This window comes from Cellulosimicrobium sp. I38E, assembly GCF_001647255.1.
Lineage (GTDB): Bacteria > Actinomycetota > Actinomycetes > Actinomycetales > Cellulomonadaceae > Cellulosimicrobium > Cellulosimicrobium cellulans_E.
Genome location: NZ_LUAZ01000064.1, coordinates 1 through 17,475, shown reverse-complemented (window position 1 = coordinate 17,475; position 17,475 = coordinate 1). Strand labels below are relative to the sequence as shown.

16 protein-coding genes are annotated in these 17,475 nt (G+C 75.6%); 7 read left to right on the top strand and 9 right to left on the bottom strand.

Going from position 1 to position 17,475, the window contains the following annotated elements; translation table 11 throughout:
- Nucleotides 1-43: 43 nt before the first annotated feature.
- The gene (locus A0J59_RS18125; RefSeq protein WP_047232858.1) at nucleotides 44-910 is read left to right on the top strand and encodes a PAC2 family protein; all 867 of its coding nucleotides are present in this window, start codon (nucleotides 44-46) and stop codon (nucleotides 908-910) included.
- Between the two features lie 34 nt (nucleotides 911-944).
- Here A0J59_RS18125 and mshC read toward each other — a convergent pair whose 3' ends face one another.
- Complete coding sequence (gene mshC / locus A0J59_RS18120; RefSeq protein WP_064317035.1) at nucleotides 945-2,219, bottom strand: cysteine--1-D-myo-inosityl 2-amino-2-deoxy-alpha-D-glucopyranoside ligase; 1,275 nt, start codon at nucleotides 2,217-2,219, stop codon at nucleotides 945-947.
- Nucleotides 2,220-2,370: 151 nt separating this feature from the next.
- Here mshC and A0J59_RS18115 point away from each other — a divergent pair, with 151 nt between their 5' ends.
- Nucleotides 2,371-3,510, top strand: coding sequence for a magnesium and cobalt transport protein CorA (locus tag A0J59_RS18115; RefSeq protein WP_172820085.1), 1,140 nt, complete (start codon nucleotides 2,371-2,373; stop codon nucleotides 3,508-3,510).
- A gap of 7 nt (nucleotides 3,511-3,517) precedes the next feature.
- On the opposite strand, the gene A0J59_RS18110 is transcribed toward A0J59_RS18115, so the two are convergent.
- Nucleotides 3,518-4,393, bottom strand: coding sequence for an undecaprenyl-diphosphate phosphatase (locus A0J59_RS18110; protein WP_047232860.1), 876 nt, complete (start codon nucleotides 4,391-4,393; stop codon nucleotides 3,518-3,520).
- 209 nt (nucleotides 4,394-4,602) lie between these two features.
- Between A0J59_RS18110 and A0J59_RS18105 the strand changes: the two genes are divergently transcribed.
- Nucleotides 4,603-5,571, top strand: a complete 969-nt coding sequence (locus tag A0J59_RS18105) for an aldo/keto reductase (RefSeq protein ID WP_064317034.1) — start codon at nucleotides 4,603-4,605, stop codon at nucleotides 5,569-5,571.
- 10 nt (nucleotides 5,572-5,581) lie between these two features.
- Here A0J59_RS18105 and A0J59_RS18100 read toward each other — a convergent pair whose 3' ends face one another.
- Entirely contained in the window at nucleotides 5,582-5,899 is a 318-nt protein-coding gene (locus A0J59_RS18100) for a hypothetical protein (RefSeq protein WP_064317033.1), read from the bottom strand.
- Between the two features lie 101 nt (nucleotides 5,900-6,000).
- On the opposite strand from A0J59_RS18100, the gene A0J59_RS18095 reads away from it, so the two are divergent.
- Nucleotides 6,001-6,234, top strand: coding sequence for a DUF5703 family protein (locus A0J59_RS18095; protein WP_009861400.1), 234 nt, complete (start codon nucleotides 6,001-6,003; stop codon nucleotides 6,232-6,234).
- Nucleotides 6,235-6,244: 10 nt separating this feature from the next.
- Nucleotides 6,245-7,078: a fructosamine kinase family protein gene (locus A0J59_RS18090; RefSeq protein ID WP_064317032.1), complete on the top strand. Its 834-nt coding sequence runs from the start codon at nucleotides 6,245-6,247 to the stop codon at nucleotides 7,076-7,078.
- Between the two features lie 19 nt (nucleotides 7,079-7,097).
- Here the strand turns inward: A0J59_RS18090 and A0J59_RS18085 are convergent, their stop codons facing one another.
- The 3 genes from A0J59_RS18085 to A0J59_RS18075 all read right to left on the bottom strand — a co-directional run bounded on the left by A0J59_RS18085 (nucleotide 7,098) and on the right by A0J59_RS18075 (nucleotide 10,998).
- Nucleotides 7,098-8,477 (bottom strand): M20/M25/M40 family metallo-hydrolase, encoded by a 1,380-nt coding sequence (locus A0J59_RS18085; protein WP_082919171.1) that lies wholly within the window; start codon nucleotides 8,475-8,477, stop codon nucleotides 7,098-7,100.
- Nucleotides 8,478-8,621: 144 nt separating this feature from the next.
- Entirely contained in the window at nucleotides 8,622-10,328 is a 1,707-nt protein-coding gene (locus A0J59_RS18080) for a multicopper oxidase family protein (RefSeq protein WP_064317031.1), read from the bottom strand.
- Between the two features lie 250 nt (nucleotides 10,329-10,578).
- Nucleotides 10,579-10,998, bottom strand: coding sequence for a hypothetical protein (locus A0J59_RS18075; protein ID WP_047232864.1), 420 nt, complete (start codon nucleotides 10,996-10,998; stop codon nucleotides 10,579-10,581).
- Nucleotides 10,999-11,164: 166 nt separating this feature from the next.
- On the opposite strand from A0J59_RS18075, the gene A0J59_RS18070 reads away from it, so the two are divergent.
- Both A0J59_RS18070 and A0J59_RS18065 read left to right on the top strand, forming a co-directional pair.
- A complete protein-coding gene (locus A0J59_RS18070; protein ID WP_220084518.1) occupies nucleotides 11,165-12,493 on the top strand; it encodes a sensor histidine kinase in 1,329 nt (442 codons plus the stop codon).
- Entirely contained in the window at nucleotides 12,490-13,218 is a 729-nt protein-coding gene (locus A0J59_RS18065; protein WP_064317030.1) for a response regulator transcription factor, read from the top strand. The genes A0J59_RS18070 and A0J59_RS18065 overlap by 4 nt, the downstream gene beginning before the upstream one ends.
- A gap of 91 nt (nucleotides 13,219-13,309) precedes the next feature.
- Here the strand turns inward: A0J59_RS18065 and A0J59_RS18060 are convergent, their stop codons facing one another.
- The 3 genes from A0J59_RS18060 to ald form a co-directional block, all read right to left on the bottom strand.
- On the bottom strand, nucleotides 13,310-15,463 hold the full coding sequence (locus A0J59_RS18060) for a M3 family metallopeptidase (protein WP_064317036.1): 2,154 nt from the start codon (nucleotides 15,461-15,463) through the stop codon (nucleotides 13,310-13,312).
- A 77-nt stretch (nucleotides 15,464-15,540) separates the two neighbouring features.
- Nucleotides 15,541-16,176 carry a GNAT family N-acetyltransferase gene (locus A0J59_RS18055; protein ID WP_064317029.1) on the bottom strand — a complete coding sequence of 212 codons (636 nt, stop codon included), beginning with the start codon at nucleotides 16,174-16,176 and terminating at the stop codon, nucleotides 15,541-15,543.
- Between the two features lie 100 nt (nucleotides 16,177-16,276).
- Complete coding sequence (gene ald / locus A0J59_RS18050) at nucleotides 16,277-17,392, bottom strand: alanine dehydrogenase (protein WP_064317028.1); 1,116 nt, start codon at nucleotides 17,390-17,392, stop codon at nucleotides 16,277-16,279.
- Between the last annotated feature and the right edge of the window lie 83 nt (nucleotides 17,393-17,475).

Genomic DNA, 17,475 nt, shown 5'->3' with positions numbered 1-17,475 from the left:
GCCCCAGCCTATGCGGCCGGGCCCGGCCGCATAGGCTGGGGCGATGACCGAGAACGCGACCGAGGGCACCCGGCAGACCGTGATGATCGCGGCGTTCGAGGGCTGGAACGACGCGGGGAGCGCCGCCACGGCCGCCCTCCAGCACCTGCACGAGGTGTGGGGGGCGGAGGACGTGGACGAGCTCGACCCCGAGGAGTACCACGACTTCCAGGTGAACCGCCCCGTCGTCACGACCGACGACGACGGGCTCCGCGAGATCACGTGGCCGACGACGACGATCGCCTCCGCGGTCCTGTCGCCCGGCGGGCGCCGGGTCGTGCTCGTGCACGGCATCGAGCCGTCGATGCGCTGGCGTCGGTACTGCCGCGAGCTGCTCGACATCGCGGAGGAGCACGACGTGCGCACGGTCGTCACGCTCGGCGCGCTGCTCGCGGACGTGCCGCACACGCGGCCCATCCCCATGACGGCGACGTCGGAGAGCGTCGGGCTCCAGGCGGTGCTCGACGTCGAGCCGAGCACGTACGAGGGGCCGACGGGCATCGTCGGCGTGCTGCAGCACGCCGCCGCCGAGCGCGGGCTCCAGTCGGTGTCGCTGTGGGCGGCGGTGCCGCACTACGTGGCGCACCCGCCGTCGCCGAAGGCGACGCTCGCGATCCTCGCGCGCATCGAGGAGCTCCTCTCGGAGCCGATCCCGCTCGGGGACCTGCCGGAGGACGCCGAGGCGTGGCAGCACGGCGTCGACGAGCTCGCCGCGGAGGACGCGGAGATCGCGGAGTACGTCCAGCAGCTCGAGGAGGCGAAGGACACCGCGGAGCTGCCCGAGGCGAGCGGCGAGGCGATCGCGCGCGAGTTCGAGCGCTACCTGCGCCGTCGCGACCGCGGCAACCCGGGCAAGGGACCGACGGTCTGACGCACCCGCGCCGCCGCGGGCGTGCGGCGGCGCGTCAGAGGCGCACGCCGAGCAGCGCGTTGACCGCGCGGGCGACCACGCCGGGCGCGCCCTCGTCGTCGCCGGACGTGTCGCGCCCGGGGCGCAGCGACTCCGCGGCCCAGGCGTCGACGGCCGCGAGCGCCGCGGGCGCGTCGAGGTCCTCGGCGAGCGCGGCGCGCACGGCGGCGAGCGTCGCGGTGGCGTCGGGACCGCCGTTGCCGGAGACGGCGTCGCGCCAGGTCTCCAGACGGCGCACGCCGGCGGGCAGGTCGTCGTCGGTCCACTCCCACTCGCCGCGGTAGTGGTGCGCGAGGAGCGCGAGGCGGATCGCCATCGGGTCGACGCCCGTGGCCCGCAGCTTCGAGACGAGCACCAGGTTGCCGCGCGACTTGCTCATCTTCTCGCCCTCGTACGCGACGAGGCCGGCGTGGACGTGGGCGCGCGGCGCGCCGCCGCCCGAGAGCATGCGGTCGTGCGAGGACGACATCTCGTGGTGCGGGAAGAGCAGGTCCGCTCCCCCACCCTGCACGTCGAACGGCAGGCCGAGCCCGTCGCGCGAGATCACCGCGCACTCGACGTGCCAGCCGGGCCGCCCGGTGCCGAGCGTGCCACCGTCCCACGCGGGCTCGCCCGGGCGCTCGCGGCGCCACAGGAGCGGGTCGAGCGCGTCCTTCTTGCCCTCGCGGTCGGGGTCGCCCCCGCGCTCGGCGAAGAGGTGCTGCATGACGTCGCGCGCGAGGCGCGAGACCGAGCCGAACGCGGGGTCGGCCGAGAGGTCGGCGTAGACGTCGCCGAGCCCCGGGTCGGTGCCGCCCGCGCCGGGTTCGACCGGCACGCGGTAGGCGAGCCCGGCGTCGAGGAGCTGGGTGACCGCCTCGACGACGGCGGGGATCGTCTCGACCGCGCCCTCGTAGACGTCGGGCGGGACGACTCCGAGCGCCGTCATGTCCTCGGCGAAGAGCGCCGTCTGGTCGACGGCGAGCGCGCGCCAGTCGACACCGGTCGCGGCGGCGCGCTCGAGCAGCGGGTCGTCCACGTCGGTGACGTTCGACGCGTACCGCACGCGCTGGCCGGCGTCCGTCCACGCGCGCACGAGCAGGTCGAACGCGACGTAGGTGGCCGCGTGGCCGATGTGGGTCGCGTCGTACGGCGTGATGCCGCACACGTAGAGGGTGGCGTCCTCGCCCGAGGCCGCGACGACGAGGTCGCGGGTCGTCGAGTCGTGCACCCGGACCGGGAGGCCTCGTCCGGGGAGCTCGGGGATCTGCGGGGCGGGCCAGCTGTGCACGCGTCAACCTTAGCCGTCGGGACGTCGGCGCCGGACCGTCGTCCGGAGGACGAGCACCGCGCGCACGCGGCCCGGACGGCGCACGGCCGTCGCACGGACGGCGATCCAGCGCGCCCGGGCAGGTCCGTGCCGGGCGCGGGACAATGCGGACGTGACGAAGCCCACCGACCCCCACGTCGACGCCCCGCGGCACGGGTCGAGCGACGACGGCCCGCTGCTCCCCGACGTCCGCGTTCTGGCGGCGTGGACCGTGGAGCCGGGAGCGGCCGGGGTGCGCGAGGTCGACCCCGGAACGCTCGGGGACGCCCGCGCCGGGGACGACGCGGCCCGCGACCACGAGGACGGTGACCACGAGGACGGCGACCACGAGGACGGCGACCGCGAGGACCACCGGGCCGCCCATGGCCCGGCGACGTGGGTGCGGGTCGCCGACCTCGACGCGGTGCTCGACGCCGCGGCCCGGGTCTCGACGGGCCCCGGACCGACGCGCCACGAGCTGTCCCGGCACGCGCACCACCCGCTGGCGCACGTGCGCCGCCTCGCGGCCGACTGGCTCCTGCTCGTCACGCCGACGGCCTGGTTCACGGAGGCGGACCGCCAGGTGCACACCGGCCAGTTCGCCGCGCTCCTCGGGCCGGGGACCGTCGTCACCGCCGAGGAAGGGGACGCCGACGTCCACGCGACCATGCTCGACAAGCTCGCCGCCCCGGGCGACCCGCGGGGCACGCCCGTCCAGCGGATCGTGTCCGCCGCCGTCCTGGCGATCGTGGGCGGGGCGTCGCAGGTCGAGCTCGGCCTGGGGGACGCGGTCGCGGACACGGAGCGGGTCGTGTTCGACCAGCAGCGCGAGGACCCGGTCGAGCGTATCTACGACCTCAAGCGCGAGATCACCGAGGCGCGGCGCGCCCTCATGCCCGTCTCGGCCGAGCTGCCGGAGCTGCTCGACCCCGACGTCCCGGACCACCTCGCGGTGAACCGGCGCATGCTCGAGCGCGTGGTGACGACCGTGGAGCGGATCGACCGTCACCTCGACGCGCACGACGACCTGCTCTCGGACATGCTTCAGGTCCACATGTCCCAGGTGTCGGTGCGCCAGAACGAGGACATGCGCAAGATCTCGGCCTGGGCCGCGATCCTCGTCTACCCGACGATCGTCGCGGGGGTCTACGGCATGAACTTCCGGAACATGCCCGAGCTGCACTGGGCGTTCGGCTACCCGTTCGCGCTCGGGCTCATGGCCGCGGGCTGCCTCGTGCTCTACCGCGTGTTCAAGCGGGTCGGCTGGCTCTGACCGCGGGTCACGGGGTGGACGCGGCCGTCCCGCCGGGCTCGAGCACACCGGTGAGCAGGAGCAGCACGACGAGCGCGGCGAGCACCAGGCGGTAGACCACGAACGGCGTGTAGCTGAAGGTCGAGACGATCTTGAGGAACGCGATGATGACGAAGTAGCCGACGACGAACGCGACGAGCGTGGCGATGAGCGTCGCGCCCGCACCGGGCGCGCCGGGCGCCGGCTCGTCCGCGGACTTGAAGAGCTGGTAGAACCCCGAGCCCATGACGGCGGGGATCGCGAGCAGGAACGAGTAGCGCGCCGCGGCCTCGCGGGTGAAGCCCATGAGGAGGCCCGCCGTGATCGTGCCGCCGGACCGGGAGACGCCCGGGACGAGCGCGAGCGCCTGCGCGAACCCGAACGCGACGGCCTGGCCGGGCGAGAGCTCGCGCAGCGTGCGCCGCTTGGCGCCGATCCGGTCCGCCCAGCCGAGCAGGAGCGCGAAGACCGCGAGCATGAGCGCGGTGAGGTAGAGGTTGCGGAACGTGTTCTCGATCGCGTCCTGGAACAGCAGGCCGAGCACGACGATCGGGACCGAGCCGAGGGCGATGTACCAGGCCATCGCGGCGTCGTGGTCGTGCCGACCGAGGCGCGCCTTCCAGTCCGTCCCGTGGTCGCCGCGCACCGAGCGCCACCACGCCGCGCAGATCCGCGCGATGTCGCGACGGAAGTACAGGAGGACCGCCGTCTCGGTCCCGATCTGGGTGATCGCCGTGAAGGCGGCCCCCGGGTCCTGCGAGCCGATGAGCTCGCCCACGATGCGCAGGTGCGCGCTCGAGGAGATCGGGAGGAACTCGGTCAGGCCCTGGACGAGGCCGAGGAGGACGGCTTCCCACGCGTTCACGAGCGGCCACGATACCCGCTCGGGCAGGCCCGCCCGGCACCCCGCCGGCGGGTCGGGGCCCTGGATGAACGTCGGGCGACGGGCGCGTGAACACCGTCCTGGGGACCCGGCCGTCGGGGCCGGGGCGGAGGGTGAACCTCGCCGCTCCCGGCACTCTGCCGCGCGCCCCGACGGTCGCGCGGCAGGGTCCGCCGGTACCCTCGGCTCCCATGGAACACCGCCACCTCGGCAGCACCGGCCTGCGCGTGTCCGAGCTCGGCCTCGGCACCATGACGTGGGCCCGGGACACGGACGAGCTCGACGCCGCCGAGCAGCTGCGCGACTTCGTCGACGCGGGCGGGACCCTCGTCGACACCGCCGCCTCGTACGCCGACGGGGACGCCGAGACGCTGCTCGGGTCGCTGCTGGGGGCGAAGGTCGACCGGCGCGACGTGCTCCTGTGCACCAAGGCCGGCGTGCGCCGCACGGCGCAGGGCCCGGTCGTCGACGCGTCCCGCGGGGCGCTCCTCGACTCGCTGGACGACTCGCTGTCGCGCCTGGGCACGGACCACGTCGACCTGTTCCTCGTGCACGCGCCCGACCCGAGCACCCCGTTCACCGAGACGCTCTCCGCGCTGCGCCACGCCGTGATGTCCGGGCGCGCACGCTACGTCGGCCTGTCGAACCACCCCGCATGGGCGACGGCGCGCGCAGCGACGCTGCTCGGCGGCACCGACGACGTGGGCCTCGCCGCGGTCGAGCTCGAGTACTCGCTGCTCCAGCGCGGCGCGGAGCGCGAGGTCGTGCCGGCGGCCGAGGCGCTCGGCCTCGGGCTGCTCGCCTGGTCGCCGCTCGGCCGGGGCGTGCTCACGGGCAAGTACCGCCGCTCGCTCCCCGCGGACTCGCGCGGCGCGTCGCCGCACCTGTCCGCGTTCGTCGAGCCCTACCTGGACCAGTCCTCGTCGGGGATCGTCGAGGCCGTCGTCACCGCGGCCGACGGGCTGGGCCGCGCCCCGCTCGACGTCGCGCTGTCGTGGCTCCTCGGCCGCCCCACCGTGGCGAGCGCGATCGTCGGCGCGCGGACCCCCGCCCAGCTCCGGACGTCGCTCGCCGCGACCGACCTCGAGCTCCCCGACGCGGTCCGTGCGGCGCTCGACGACGTGAGCGACCTGGAGGTCGGCTACCCCGAGCGGTGGTGAGGCCCGCGCGTCAGCGCGCGCCGTCGGTCTCCAGCTCGCCGGTCAGGACGTCGTCGTCGAGCGTGTCGTCGAGGTCGTCGACCTCGTCCTCCTCCTCGTCGTCGTCCTCGTCGTCCTCCTCGTCGTCCTCCTCCGCGAGGTAGAACGGCGTCGCCTCCCCGTGGACCTGCCCGAGGGCCTCGTCATAGACCTCGAAGGCGTCCGCGAGCACGTAGTAGGCGTCGTCGACGGAGGGGTCGTCCTCCCCGCGGCGTGCGGCGACGGCGTTGTAGTGGGCCTCGAGCGCGGCGATGAACCGGTCGAGCGCGGCACGCGGGTCAGCGGTCATACCCTGACGGTAGCGCCGAGAGGGGCACAATGGCACTCGTTAGCCGAGCCGGTTCCCCCGCTCGGCCGACGACCGAGACAGGCGAGAGAGGACGGTGGCACGTGGAGGAGAGGCCGACGTCACGTCGGCGGTCCGGATGGGCCGCGCACGGCGGGCAGTACGAGTACCGCGTCCTGACGATCGACCGCTCCACGAGCCGGTCGGACGCGAGCAGGCTGCTCACCGACGAGGCCGAGTACGGGCGCTGGGAGCTGGCCCGCACACGGCTCTACGTCGGGGGCGAGCGCCGCGTCTGGCTGCGACGCAAGATCATCCGGGTCAGCTCGACCCTGTGACCCCGGGACCATGAGGAGTCCCGGGGGCGCGCCATCGGGCGTCTTCACCAAGTCGCGCGTCGGCGCGCCCCGGGGGTTCTTCGACTGCGAGGCCGCGGGGCTCGCCTGGCTCGCCGTCGCGGGCGGGCCCCGCGTCGCGCGGGTCCTCGACGTGAGCCCGACGCGCCTCGACCTCGAGCGCGTCCTGCCTGCCGCGCCGACGCCCGAGGCGGCGCACGCGTTCGGCCGGGCGCTCGCCGTCGTGCACGACGCCGGCGCCCCCGCGTGGGGCGCGCCGCCGCCAGGTTGGACGGGCGACGGGTTCTTCGGTCCGCTGGACGACCCGCTGCCGATGCCCACAGGAGCGTGGCCCGACTGGCCCACCTTCTACGCCGAGGCGCGGCTGCTCCCGGTCGCGCGACAGGGCCGGGACCGCGGCGCCCTCGATGCCGACGACGCCCGCCTGCTCGAACGGCTGGGCGACCGCCTCGCGGACCTCGCCCGACCAGCGCTCGACGACTCCCCCGCGCGCGTGCACGGCGACCTGTGGTCGGGCAACGTGCTGTGGTCCTCGGTCGGTCCCGGCCCGGGCGGGCGTCCGGGCGGCGTCGAGGCGGTGCTCATCGACCCTGCCGCGCACGGCGGGCACCGCGAGGCCGACCTGGCGATGCTCGCGCTGTTCGGCGCTCCGTACCTCGACGAGATCGTCGCCGGGTACGACGCCGCGCACCCGCTCGCGCGCGGGTGGCGCCACCGGGTGTCGCTGCACCAGGTGTACCCGGTCGCCGTGCACGCGGTGCTGTTCGGCGGCGGCTACCGCGCGCAGCTCCGCTCGTCGGTCCGGGCGCTGCTGGGCGACGCCTGAGCCGCCGACCCGGACGGCGTCAGCAGGTGCGCAGCAGGCGGTCGAGCACCCGCACGCCGAACCGCAGCGAGTCGACCGGGACGCGCTCGTCGACCCCGTGGAACATGCCGGAGAAGTCGAGGTCCGCCGGCAGGCGCAGCGGCGCGAAGCCGTAGCCCGTGATCCCGAGCCGAGCCAGCGACTTGTTGTCCGTGCCGCCCGACAGCGTGTACGGGAGCACGGTCGCCTCGGGGTCCTCGGCGAGCAGCGAGTCGACCATCGCGTCGACCAGGTCGCCCTCGAACGGCACCTCGAGGGCGATGTCCCGGTGGATCTCCTCGACCCGCACGTGCTCGCCCGCGAGCGCGCGCAGCGTCGCGAACCCCTCCTCCTCGTGCCCGGGCAGCAGCCGCGCGTCGATCGCCGCCTCCGCCCGGCCAGGGATGACGTTCGCCTTGTAGCCCGCGGTGAGCTGCGTCGGGTTGGACGTGTGGCGCACGGTCGCCCCGACGAACCGCGACGCGGGGCCGAGCGCGGCGACGAGCGCCGCGACCGACGACGGGTCCTCCGGGTCGTACCGGAGCCCGGTGAGGTCCGCGACGCCTCGGAGCAGCTTGTCGACCGTCGGCGTGAGCGTGTTCGGCCAGTGGTGGGCCCCGATGCGCGCGACCGCCTCCGCGAGCCGCGTCACCGCGTTGTCGTCGTTCACCTGCGACCCGTGGCCCGCGCGGCCCTCCGCGACGAGGCGCAGCCACGCGATGCCCTTCTCCGCCGTCTGGAGCAGGTAGGCCCGCCGCCCCCCGACCTCGACCGAGAACCCGCCGACCTCGCTGATCGCCTCGGTCGCGCCCTCGAACAGCTCGGGTCGGTGGTCGACGGCGTAGCGCGCCCCGTACACGCCCCCTGCCTCCTCGTCGGCGAAGAACGCGACGACGACGTCGCGCGCGGGCTTGCGCCCCTCACGCACCATCTGGCGCACGACCGCGAGGATCATCGCGTCCATGTCCTTCATGTCGACGGCGCCGCGGCCCCACAGCAGGCCGTCGATCTCCTCGCCCGCGAACGGGTCGACCGACCAGTCCGCCGCCTGCGCCGGCACGACGTCGAGGTGCCCGTGGAGCACGAGCGCCGGCCGCGTCGGGTCCGCGCCCTCCAGACGCACGACGACGCTCGCCCGGCCGGGCTCCGACTCGAACAGCTCCGGCTCGAGCCCGACCTCGTGCAGCAGCCCCATGACGTACTCCGCCGCGCGCCGCTCCCCCGGCCCGGTCCCGTCGCCGAAGTTCGACGTGTCGATCCGCAGCAGCTCCCGGCAGATCCGCACCACCTCGTCCTCCGCCCGCGGCACCGTGCCGGAGGGGACGTCGACGGTCGCCGGGGTGCGGGCGCTGGCCAGGGAGTCCGGGTGCGGAGCGGTCATGGCCACACGCTACCCGCCGCTGTCGGCCCGGCCGACCGACCCCGCCGCCCGCTCACATCCCGGACGTCCGTCGCCGGCCGAGCATGCGGTCGCCGCTCGTCCGGCGCTCGGATCGGGCGGCAGCCGCATGCTCGGCCCCGCGGGTCAGTGGCCGCCGTGGGAGTCGGGGTCGAGGCGGCGGGGGCCGGTGCCGTCGCCCGGGAGCGCGTCGGCGTCGTGGTCGGGGTGGGTGCCCCCGTCGGGCGCGTCGATGCGGGACGGCGCCTGCTCGCCCGGCGCGACGACGACGAGCTGGCCCATCATGCCGCGGTCCTCGTGCGTGAGGAGGTGGCAGTGGAACATGTACGGGGTGGTCGGGTCGGTCGCGCCCTCGGCGGCGTCGAACCGGACGAGCAGGCGCGTCACGTGCCCCGGCTGCACGTAGACCGTGTCCTGCCACCCGGCGAGATCCGGCCCGGGCGGCCGGCCGGCGACGTCGAGGACGCGGAACTGGACGTCGTGCACGTGGAAGTTGTGCGGGGTGTCGTCGAGCCCGGTGACCTCCCACACCTCGGTCTCGCCGACGGTGACGACCTCGTCGATCCGCGCCATGTCCATGGAGCGTCCGTTGATCGCGGTCCCGGCGAGCTGGAAGCGACGGGTGCGCACGGCGTCGGCCTCGTCGAGCGCGTCCGCGGGATCGGTGGCGCCGAGCGTGCCGGGGACGTCGGGGCTCGGCTCGAGCGTGCCGGCCGCGCGCAGCTCGAGGAGGTCGAGGGTGTCGTCGCCGCCCGAGAAGCGCTCGAACAGCGGGTTGACGCCCAGCTCGGGCGGGAAGCTGCGCAGGACCGCGCGCTGCCCCGGATCCATGGTCACGACCTCCGCCCGGTCGCCCGGGGAGAGGCGCACGCGCTCGACCGTCTGCGGGGCGGGGAGCAACCCGCCGTCGGTCCCGACGAGCTGGACCGTGCCGCCGTCGGCGAGGCCGACGTCGTAGACGCGCGAGTCGGAGCCGTTGAGCAGGCGCAGGCGGACGCGCTCGGTCGTCACGTCGAGGTAGGGCCCGGGGGTGCCGTTGACGAGGACGGTGTCGCCGAGCGGGCCGACCGGTGAGAGGAAGGAGACGGCGTCGTCGAGCCGTCCGTCGGCGTGGAAGCTCTTGTCCTGGAGGATGACCGGGACGTCGTCGACGCCGTACTCGTGCGGAAGGTCGGCGGCGGGGCCGTCGGCGGCGGCCGGGTCGTCGAGGAGGAACATCCCCGCGAGCCCGCGGTACACCTGGCTCGCGGTCTGCCCGTGCAGGTGCGGGTGGTACCAGAGCGTCGCGGCGGGCTGGTCGATCGTCCACGTGGGCGACCACGTCTCGCCCGGCTCGACCATCTGGTGGGGGCCGCCGTCCATCGCGGGCGGCAGGTGCATGCCGTGCCAGTGGAGCGTCGTCGTCTCGTCGAGGGAGTTCGTCACGTCGACGCGCACGCGCTCGCCGCGGACGGCGCGCAGGGTCGGGCCCAGGTAGTCGCCGTTCAGCCCGATCGTCGGGGTGGGGGCGGCCGCGCCCAGGTCGGCGACGCCCTCACGCGCCTCGAGCTCGAAGACGCGCACGCCGTCCTCCACGCGCGACTCCGCGAGCGGCGGGACGGCGAGCGGCCGCGTGAACTCGACGGCTCCCGCCGTGCTCGTCGCGGCGCGCGCCCACGCGACGCCCACGACCGCGGCGACGGCCCCGACGAACACGACGACGACGAGCCCGAGCACGAGGAGGACGCGGGCGAGCGGGCCGCGGCGCCGGCGGGGGCGAGCGCCCGGCGGTCCGGCGGGTGCTCCGGGTGCCGGCGGGACGGCGGGAGGCGGGGTGGTGTACGTGGTCGTCATCGGGTCTTCTCCAGGGTGGACGACGGCGGTCGGCGGGTGCGGTGCGACGGCGGCCCGGCGGTGCGGGCGACGCTGTCGACGCTAGGGACCGGGCGGTGCCGGGCGCGTCCGCCCGGAAGCGTACGCGCGCCCGGAACGGACCCCGAGCGCACCGGGTCGCGCCTCGGGGCGGCGCCAGGGACGGGGCGGTCTCGGAGTCGGGGTGGCATGGGAGTCGGGGTGGCGCGGCGAGCCGTCGGCTGGTCGCGCCTCAACGGCGTCGGGCCGCGAGGAGACCGAGCGCCACGGCCCCCGTGAGCGCGCCCCAGGCCGCGTTGGTGAGCAGCATGGGGACGATCGCGACGGGGTGCGCGACGGGGCCCTGGAGCTCGCCGGTGAGGATCGGCGACAGCACGGCGCTGAGCACCAGGGCGAGGACGCCGTAGGCGAGCCCGACGGCCACGCCGGTCGCGAGCGGGTGCGCCGGGCGGGCGACGACGATCGCGACGACCCACACGACCGTGAGCACGAGGGTCGTGAGCAGGGGCGCCGCGGGCCGGCCGATCGCGCCGTCGAGGCCCGTGACGCTCAGGAGCGGTCGGACGAGGGCGAGCGCGCCGAGCCCGAGGACGAGGGGCCAGCTCAGCGAGCGCACGGTCTCGCCGAGCGCGGAGCGGGGAGTCGGGTTCATGGCGTCGACGCTAGGGAGCGGCGGTGCGGCGACGCGTCCGCCCCGGCGCGCGACGCGATGCGTCGTCCCGCGCCCCGCGCGTACGCGTCTCGACGTAGTCGACCCTGACGCGGACCCGCCCCGCGACGGACGCGCGCCGGGGTGGGTCTTCCTAGACTCGGTGAGCGTGACGTCCCCCGACATCCCGCACGACCGGCCCGCCGGGTCGCCTCCCGCGACCCGGCCGTCGCGTCCGTCGCCACCGCCCTGGCTCATCGACGCCCTGCTGGGGTTCGCGGTGCTCGACGTCGTCGCGTTCGCGATCGCCGCGGACGTCGGGGGCACGCGGGCCGACCCGTGGGTCGCGTACCCGATCGCTCTCGTGCTGGGGCTCCTCGTGCTCGGCCGGCGCCGCTTCCCCGTCGGGGTCCTCGTCGCGACCGCGCTGGTCATCTGCGCCTACTACACGCTCGACCTGCCCGCGATCGGCCTCGCCCTGCCCGTCTCGGTCGCCCTGTACTCGGCGGCCGTCGCGGGCCGGCTCGGCTGGGCCGTCGGGGTCGCGGCGGCGCTCGTCGTCGCCTCGACGTACTTCCGGCTCGCCGAGGGCGACGACGTCCGGTACGTCGTCGGCTACGAGCTGGCGACGACCGTGGCGCTCATGGCCGCGGCGATCGCCCTCGGGCAGGGGTCGTTCACCCGCCGGCAGCGCGACGAGCAGCGGCGGCACGCGGACGCGCTGCGCGAGCAGACGCACGAGCTCGAGGCCGCCGACCGGCTCGCGCACGAGCGGGAGGCCGTCGCCCGCGACCTGCACGACGTCGTCGGGCACCACCTCGCCGTCGTCTCCCTGCACGCGAACGTCGCCCGCGAGGCCCTGGACGACGTGGACGCCGCCGGTACGGCAGCGTCCGCCGCGCTCGCGACCGCACGGGCTGAGCTCGAGCTCGTCCGGACGGCGACGACCACGGCCCTGGCGGACCTGCGCGCCACGGTGCGCGCACTGCGCGGGACGACCGCGCCCGCGGGGCTCGCGGACCAGGCGCGCATCGACCGGCTCGAGGACCTCGTGCGCACGGCCCGGGCGGCCGGGCTCGACGTCGCGCTGGACGTCGACCTGCCGTCGGGGACCGCCGACGGCACCGCCGCGGGTGCGGCGGCGTACCGAGTCGTCCAGGAGGGGCTGACCAACGTGCTGCGGCACGCCGGGGCGCGTGGCGCCGTCGTCCGCGTGGCGCTCGAGCGCTCGCCCGGTGCGCCGGGCGACGTGCTCGCCGTCGAGGTCCGCGACGACGGCCACGGGTCTCAGGGCACGGATGACACCCCGGACCGGGGCGGGTTCGGGCTGCGCGGCCTGCGCGAGCGCGTCGCGGTCCTGGGCGGCACGGTCGAGACCGACACGCCCGACGGCGGCGGGTTCCGGCTGCGGGCGCGTGTGCCGGTCACGCCCGGCGCCGCGGTGCGCGGGACGGTTTCCGTGCCAGGCTCGCGGTCCTCTGGCGGGGGTGCCCCGTGATCCGCGTCGTGCTGGTCGACGACCAGCCCCTCGTGCGGACGGGCATCCGCGCGCTGCTCGAGCGTGCGGACGACGTCGAGGTCGTGGGCGAGGCCGCCGACGGGCGCGAGGGCGTGGCGCTCGTGCGCCGCGTGCACCCCGACGTCGTCCTCATGGACCTCCAGATGCCCGTGCTCGACGGGATCGCGGCCACGCGTCGGATCGTCGCCGACCCGGCCCCCGGCTCGGGGCCGCCGGACGGCGCGAGGAGCGCGACGGGCGCGGACGGTGCCGCGCCCGGACCGCGCGTCGTGGTCCTCACGACGTTCGACGACGACGCGAACCTCTTCGCGGCGCTGCGGGCCGGCGCGTCGGGCTTCCTGCTCAAGGACGCGAGCCCCGACGAGCTGCGCGGCGCGGTGCGCACGGCCGCCGCGGGCGACGCGCTGCTCTCCCCCGCGGTGACGGCGCGCGTGGTCGCGCAGGCGGTGGACGCCGGGCGGCGCGACGACGCGCTCGTCGCCGCGGTCGCCGACCGGCTCACGGACCGCGAGCGCGAGGTGCTCGCGCACGTCGGGCGCGGCCTGACGAACGACGAGATCGGCGCGGTCCTGTTCATGAGCCCGGCGACGGCCCGCACGCACGTGGGCCGCATCCTCGCCAAGCTGGGCGTGCGGGACCGGGCCGGCCTCGTCGTCGTCGCCTACGAGACCGGCCTGGTCCGCCCGGGCACCCCGCCCCGCTAGAGGCGAGGTGCGCGAGGTAGAGGCCTGGTGATGACCATGGCTCTACCTCGCGCTACCACGGCTCTACCTCGCGACGGGAGGGGCCCACACCTCAGGCGTCGAGACCGCGGCGCGCGAGGAGCGGCGCGATGTCGGCGTCGCGGCCGCGCAGCTCGCGGAACGACTGCAGCGGGTCCTGCGAGCCGCCGCGCGCGAGCAGGACGCGGCGGAAGCGCTCGCCGTTCTCGCGCGACAGGCCGCCGTTCTCGCGGTACCACTCGACGGTGTCGGCGTCGAGCACCTCGGACCAGATGTACGAGTAGTACCCGGCCGCGTACCCGCCCCCGAACACGTGGTTGTAGTACGTGGTGCGGTAGCGCGGCGGGACCGGCGCGAACGCCACGCCCGCCGCCTCGAGCGCGGCCGCCTCGAAGGGCACGACGTCCGCCTCGGACGACGGCACGCCGTCGGGACCGACCTGGTGCCAGGCCTGGTCGAGCAGCGCCGCGGCGAGGTACTCGGTCGTCCCGAAGCCCTCGTTGAACTGGCGCGAGGCGAGCATCGTGTCCACCCACTCGGCCGGCATCGGCTCGCCCGTGACGTGGTGCACCGCGTACGAGCGCAGGACCGACGGCTCCCACGCCCACATCTCGTTGACCTGCGACGGGTACTCGACGAAGTCGCGCGGGACCTCCGTGCCCGACTGCGACGGGTAGCGCACGTCGGAGAACAGGCCGTGCAGCGCGTGCCCGAACTCGTGGAACAGCGTGATGACCTCGTCCCACACGAGCAGCGTGGGCTGGCCGGCCGGCGGCTTGACGATGTTGAGGTTGTTGACGACGACCGGCTTCTGCCCGAGCAGGTGGTTCTGGTCGACGAGGTTGTTCATCCAGGCACCGCCGCGCTTGGACTCCCGCGTGTACCAGTCGGCGAGGAAGAGACCCAGACCCTGGCCCGGCTCCCCCGGCGTCTCGGTGTCGAAGACCTCGAAGACGCGGACGTCCGGGTGGTAGCCGACGAGGTCGTGGCGCTCGGCGAACGAGACCCCGAAGAGCTGGCCCGCCGCCGCGAAGACGCCGTCGTGCACGACGCGCTCGAGCTCGAGGTACGGGCGCAGGAGCGCGTCGTCGAGCGCGTAGCGGTCCTTGCGCACGCGCTCGGCGTAGAAGGACCAGTCGGACGCGCGCAGCGTGGCGCCCGGCTCGTCGGTCCGGAGCGCGGCCTCGAGGTCGGCGGCCTCGCGCCGCGCGTTCGCGACGGCCGCCGGAGCGAGCCGTGCGAGCATCGCGTCGACGGCCTCGGTGGTCTTCGCGGTCGCGTCCTCCGCGACGTACGCGGCGTGGTGCTCGTACCCGAGCAGGCGCGCGCGCTCGGCGCGCAGGCGCACGGTCTCCAGGACGATCTCGCGCGTGTCGTGGTCGTCGCCGGTCGCCCCGCGCGACTCCGACGCCTGCTGCACGCGCTCTCGCACGTCACGGCGCGCGAGGGAGGCGAGGACGCCCTGCTGGGTGGGCAGCTGCATCTCCAGGAGCCACGCCCCCTCGTGCCCGCGCGACGCGGCGGCGGCCGCCGCCCCCGCGACGGCGTCCTCGGCGAGGCCCTCGAGCTCGGCGCGGTCGGTGACGAGCACGCTCGCCGCGTTGGCCCCCGCGAGGAGCTTGCGGCCGAACGCGGCCTCGAGCGTGGTGAGGCGGCCGTTGAGCGCGCGCAGGCGCTCCTGCTGCTCCGCGTCGAGCTCGACGCCGGAGCGGCGGAAGCGGACCAGGAGCGTGTGCAGCAGCCACGCGGCGTCGGGCTCGAGCGTCTGCTCGCCGGCGTCGACGGCGTCCTGGAGCGCGCGGGCACGCGCGTACAGGCGCGCGTCCATGTAGATCGCGTCGTGGTGCGCGGCGAGCTCGGGGGCGAACTCCTCCTCGATCTGTTCCAGGCCGGGCGTCGCGTCGGCCGAGAGCTGGTTGTAGAACGCGTTGAGCACGCGCGCCAGGTCGCGACCCGACCGCTCGAGCGCCGCGAGCACGTTCGCCTCGGTCGGGAGCGCGTCGTCGGTCGCGACCGCCTCGATCGCGGCACGCTGGGCCGCCGTCGCGGCGCGCAGCGCGGGGAGGTAGTGCTCCTCGCGGGTCGCGTCGTAGTCGGGCAGCTCGTACGGCAGCGCGGACGGCGCGGCGAACGGGTTGGCGGGATCGAGGTCGATCAGGGCGGAGGTGACAGCGGGCGCGGAGGTGGGCGCGGGCGCGTCGGTGCGCGTCGTGGGCTCGGAGGTCATGGTGCCCATCTTGACCCGCGGGCGGGCGCGACGGAAACGCATTCGTGGACGCCCCGGGTCACCGGGCCCGCAGTCCGTCAGACCACGCGGCCCGACGACGGCGCGTCCGCCGACCAGGGCTCGTTCGGCTCGCGCGGGTCGTCGGGCAGGAGCGTGCCGAGCCACGCGTCGCGCCGCTCGCCGCGCTGGAGCGCGAACCCGCGCACCGCGCCCTCGACCCGGAAGCCGAGCCGCCAGGCGGTGCGCCGTGACGGCCAGTTGCCGACGTACGCCTGCCAGAAGAGCCGCGCGAGGCCCGCGCCCTCGGGGTCGAACGCCCAGTCGACCACGAGCCGGCACGCCGCCGTCATGAGTCCGCGGCCCCGCGCCTCCGGTGCCGTCCAGTAGCCGATCTCGGCCGACCGCCGGCCCTCGGGAGCGTCGTCGAGGCTCAGGCCGACCATGCCGAGCAGCCGCCCGGCGCCGTCGGGACCGGGGATGCCCGAGGGGCCGGCGCTCGCGCGCACGCCCCACGTGAGGACGTCCCCGCGCTCCCAGCCGGGGCCCACGTACTCCTGGACGAACTGCACCGCGTCCTCGCGCGCGTACGGGGAGGGGACGACGGTCCACGCCGCGACCGCCGGGTCCTGGCACGCGACCGTGATCGCGTCGACGTCGTCGAGGGTCGGGGTGGACAGGTGGACGCGACCGTCGTCGAGGGCGAAGGGGTGCACCGCCCGAGCCTGGCACGTCCCGGCACGCGCCGTCACCCGGATTGCCGACGACCGTCGCCCGCGACGACGCCGCCCGGCCACCCCGCGGGCGCGCGCGGCGTCAGGTGCGCAAGGCGTCCTCCACGGGCGTCCACGGCAGGTCGTGCGCCGCCGCGACGGCCTCGTTCAGCAGGGCGCCGCGGTGCGTGGACGCGCCCGACCGCAGGAGCGGGACGTCGCGCACGGCGTCGACGCCGCCGTCCGCGAGCGCCGCGAGGTAGGGCAGCGTCGCGCTCGTGAGCGCGAGCGTGCTCGTCACGGGGACCGCGCCGGGCATGTTCGCGACGCAGTAGAACGTCGTGCCGTGCACCGCGAACGTCGGGTCGTCGTGCGTCGTGGGTCGCGAACCCTCGAAGCAGCCGCCCTGGTCGACGGCGACGTCGACGAGCACGGCGCCGAGCCGCATGCGCGCGACGAGGTCGTCGGTGACGAGGCGCGGGGCACGCGCACCGGCGACCAGGACCGCCCCGACGACGAGGTCGGCCTCGAGCACCTCGCGCTCGATCGCGTAGGCGCTGGACACGACCGTGCGCACGTGGCCGGAGAACTCCTGGTCGACGGCGCGCAGCACGGGCAGCGACAGGTCGACCACGGTGACCTCGGCGCGCATGCCGACGGCGATCTCGGCCGCGTTGCGGCCCGCGGTCCCGCCCCCGAGCACGACGACGCGACCGGGCCGCGTCCCCGGCACGCCGCCGAGCAGGACGCCGCGACCGCCCGCGGGCCGCTGGAGGAGCCAGGCGCCGACCTGGGTCGCCATGCGCCCGGCGACCTCGCTCATGGGCGCGAGCAGCGGCAGCGTCCCGTCGGGGGCCTGGGCCGTCTCGTACGCGACGGACGTCGTGCTCGCGTCGAGCAGGGCGCGCGTGCAGTCGCCGTCCGCCGCGAGATGCAGGTAGGCGAAGAGCAGGAGGTCGTCGCGCAGGAGCGCGTACTCGCTCGCGACCGGCTCCTTGACCTTGCAGACGAGCTCGGCCTCGCCCCACACCTCCTCCGCCGTCGGCACGACCCGCGCGCCCGCGCCCTCGTACTCCGCGTCGGACAGGTGGGAGCCGGTCCCGGCCCCGGACTGGACGAGCACGTCGTGCCCGGCGCGCACGAGATGGTGGGCGCCGGCGGGGGTGAGCGCGACGCGGTCCTCGTGGTTCTTGACCTCGGTGGGTATCCCGATCCTCATGGTCCAGTGTGGCCGCAGGGTGCCACCCTCCGCAGGGTGGCAGGATCTTGCCTCTCGGTGACGTTTCCGCCACTCGTCGGCGC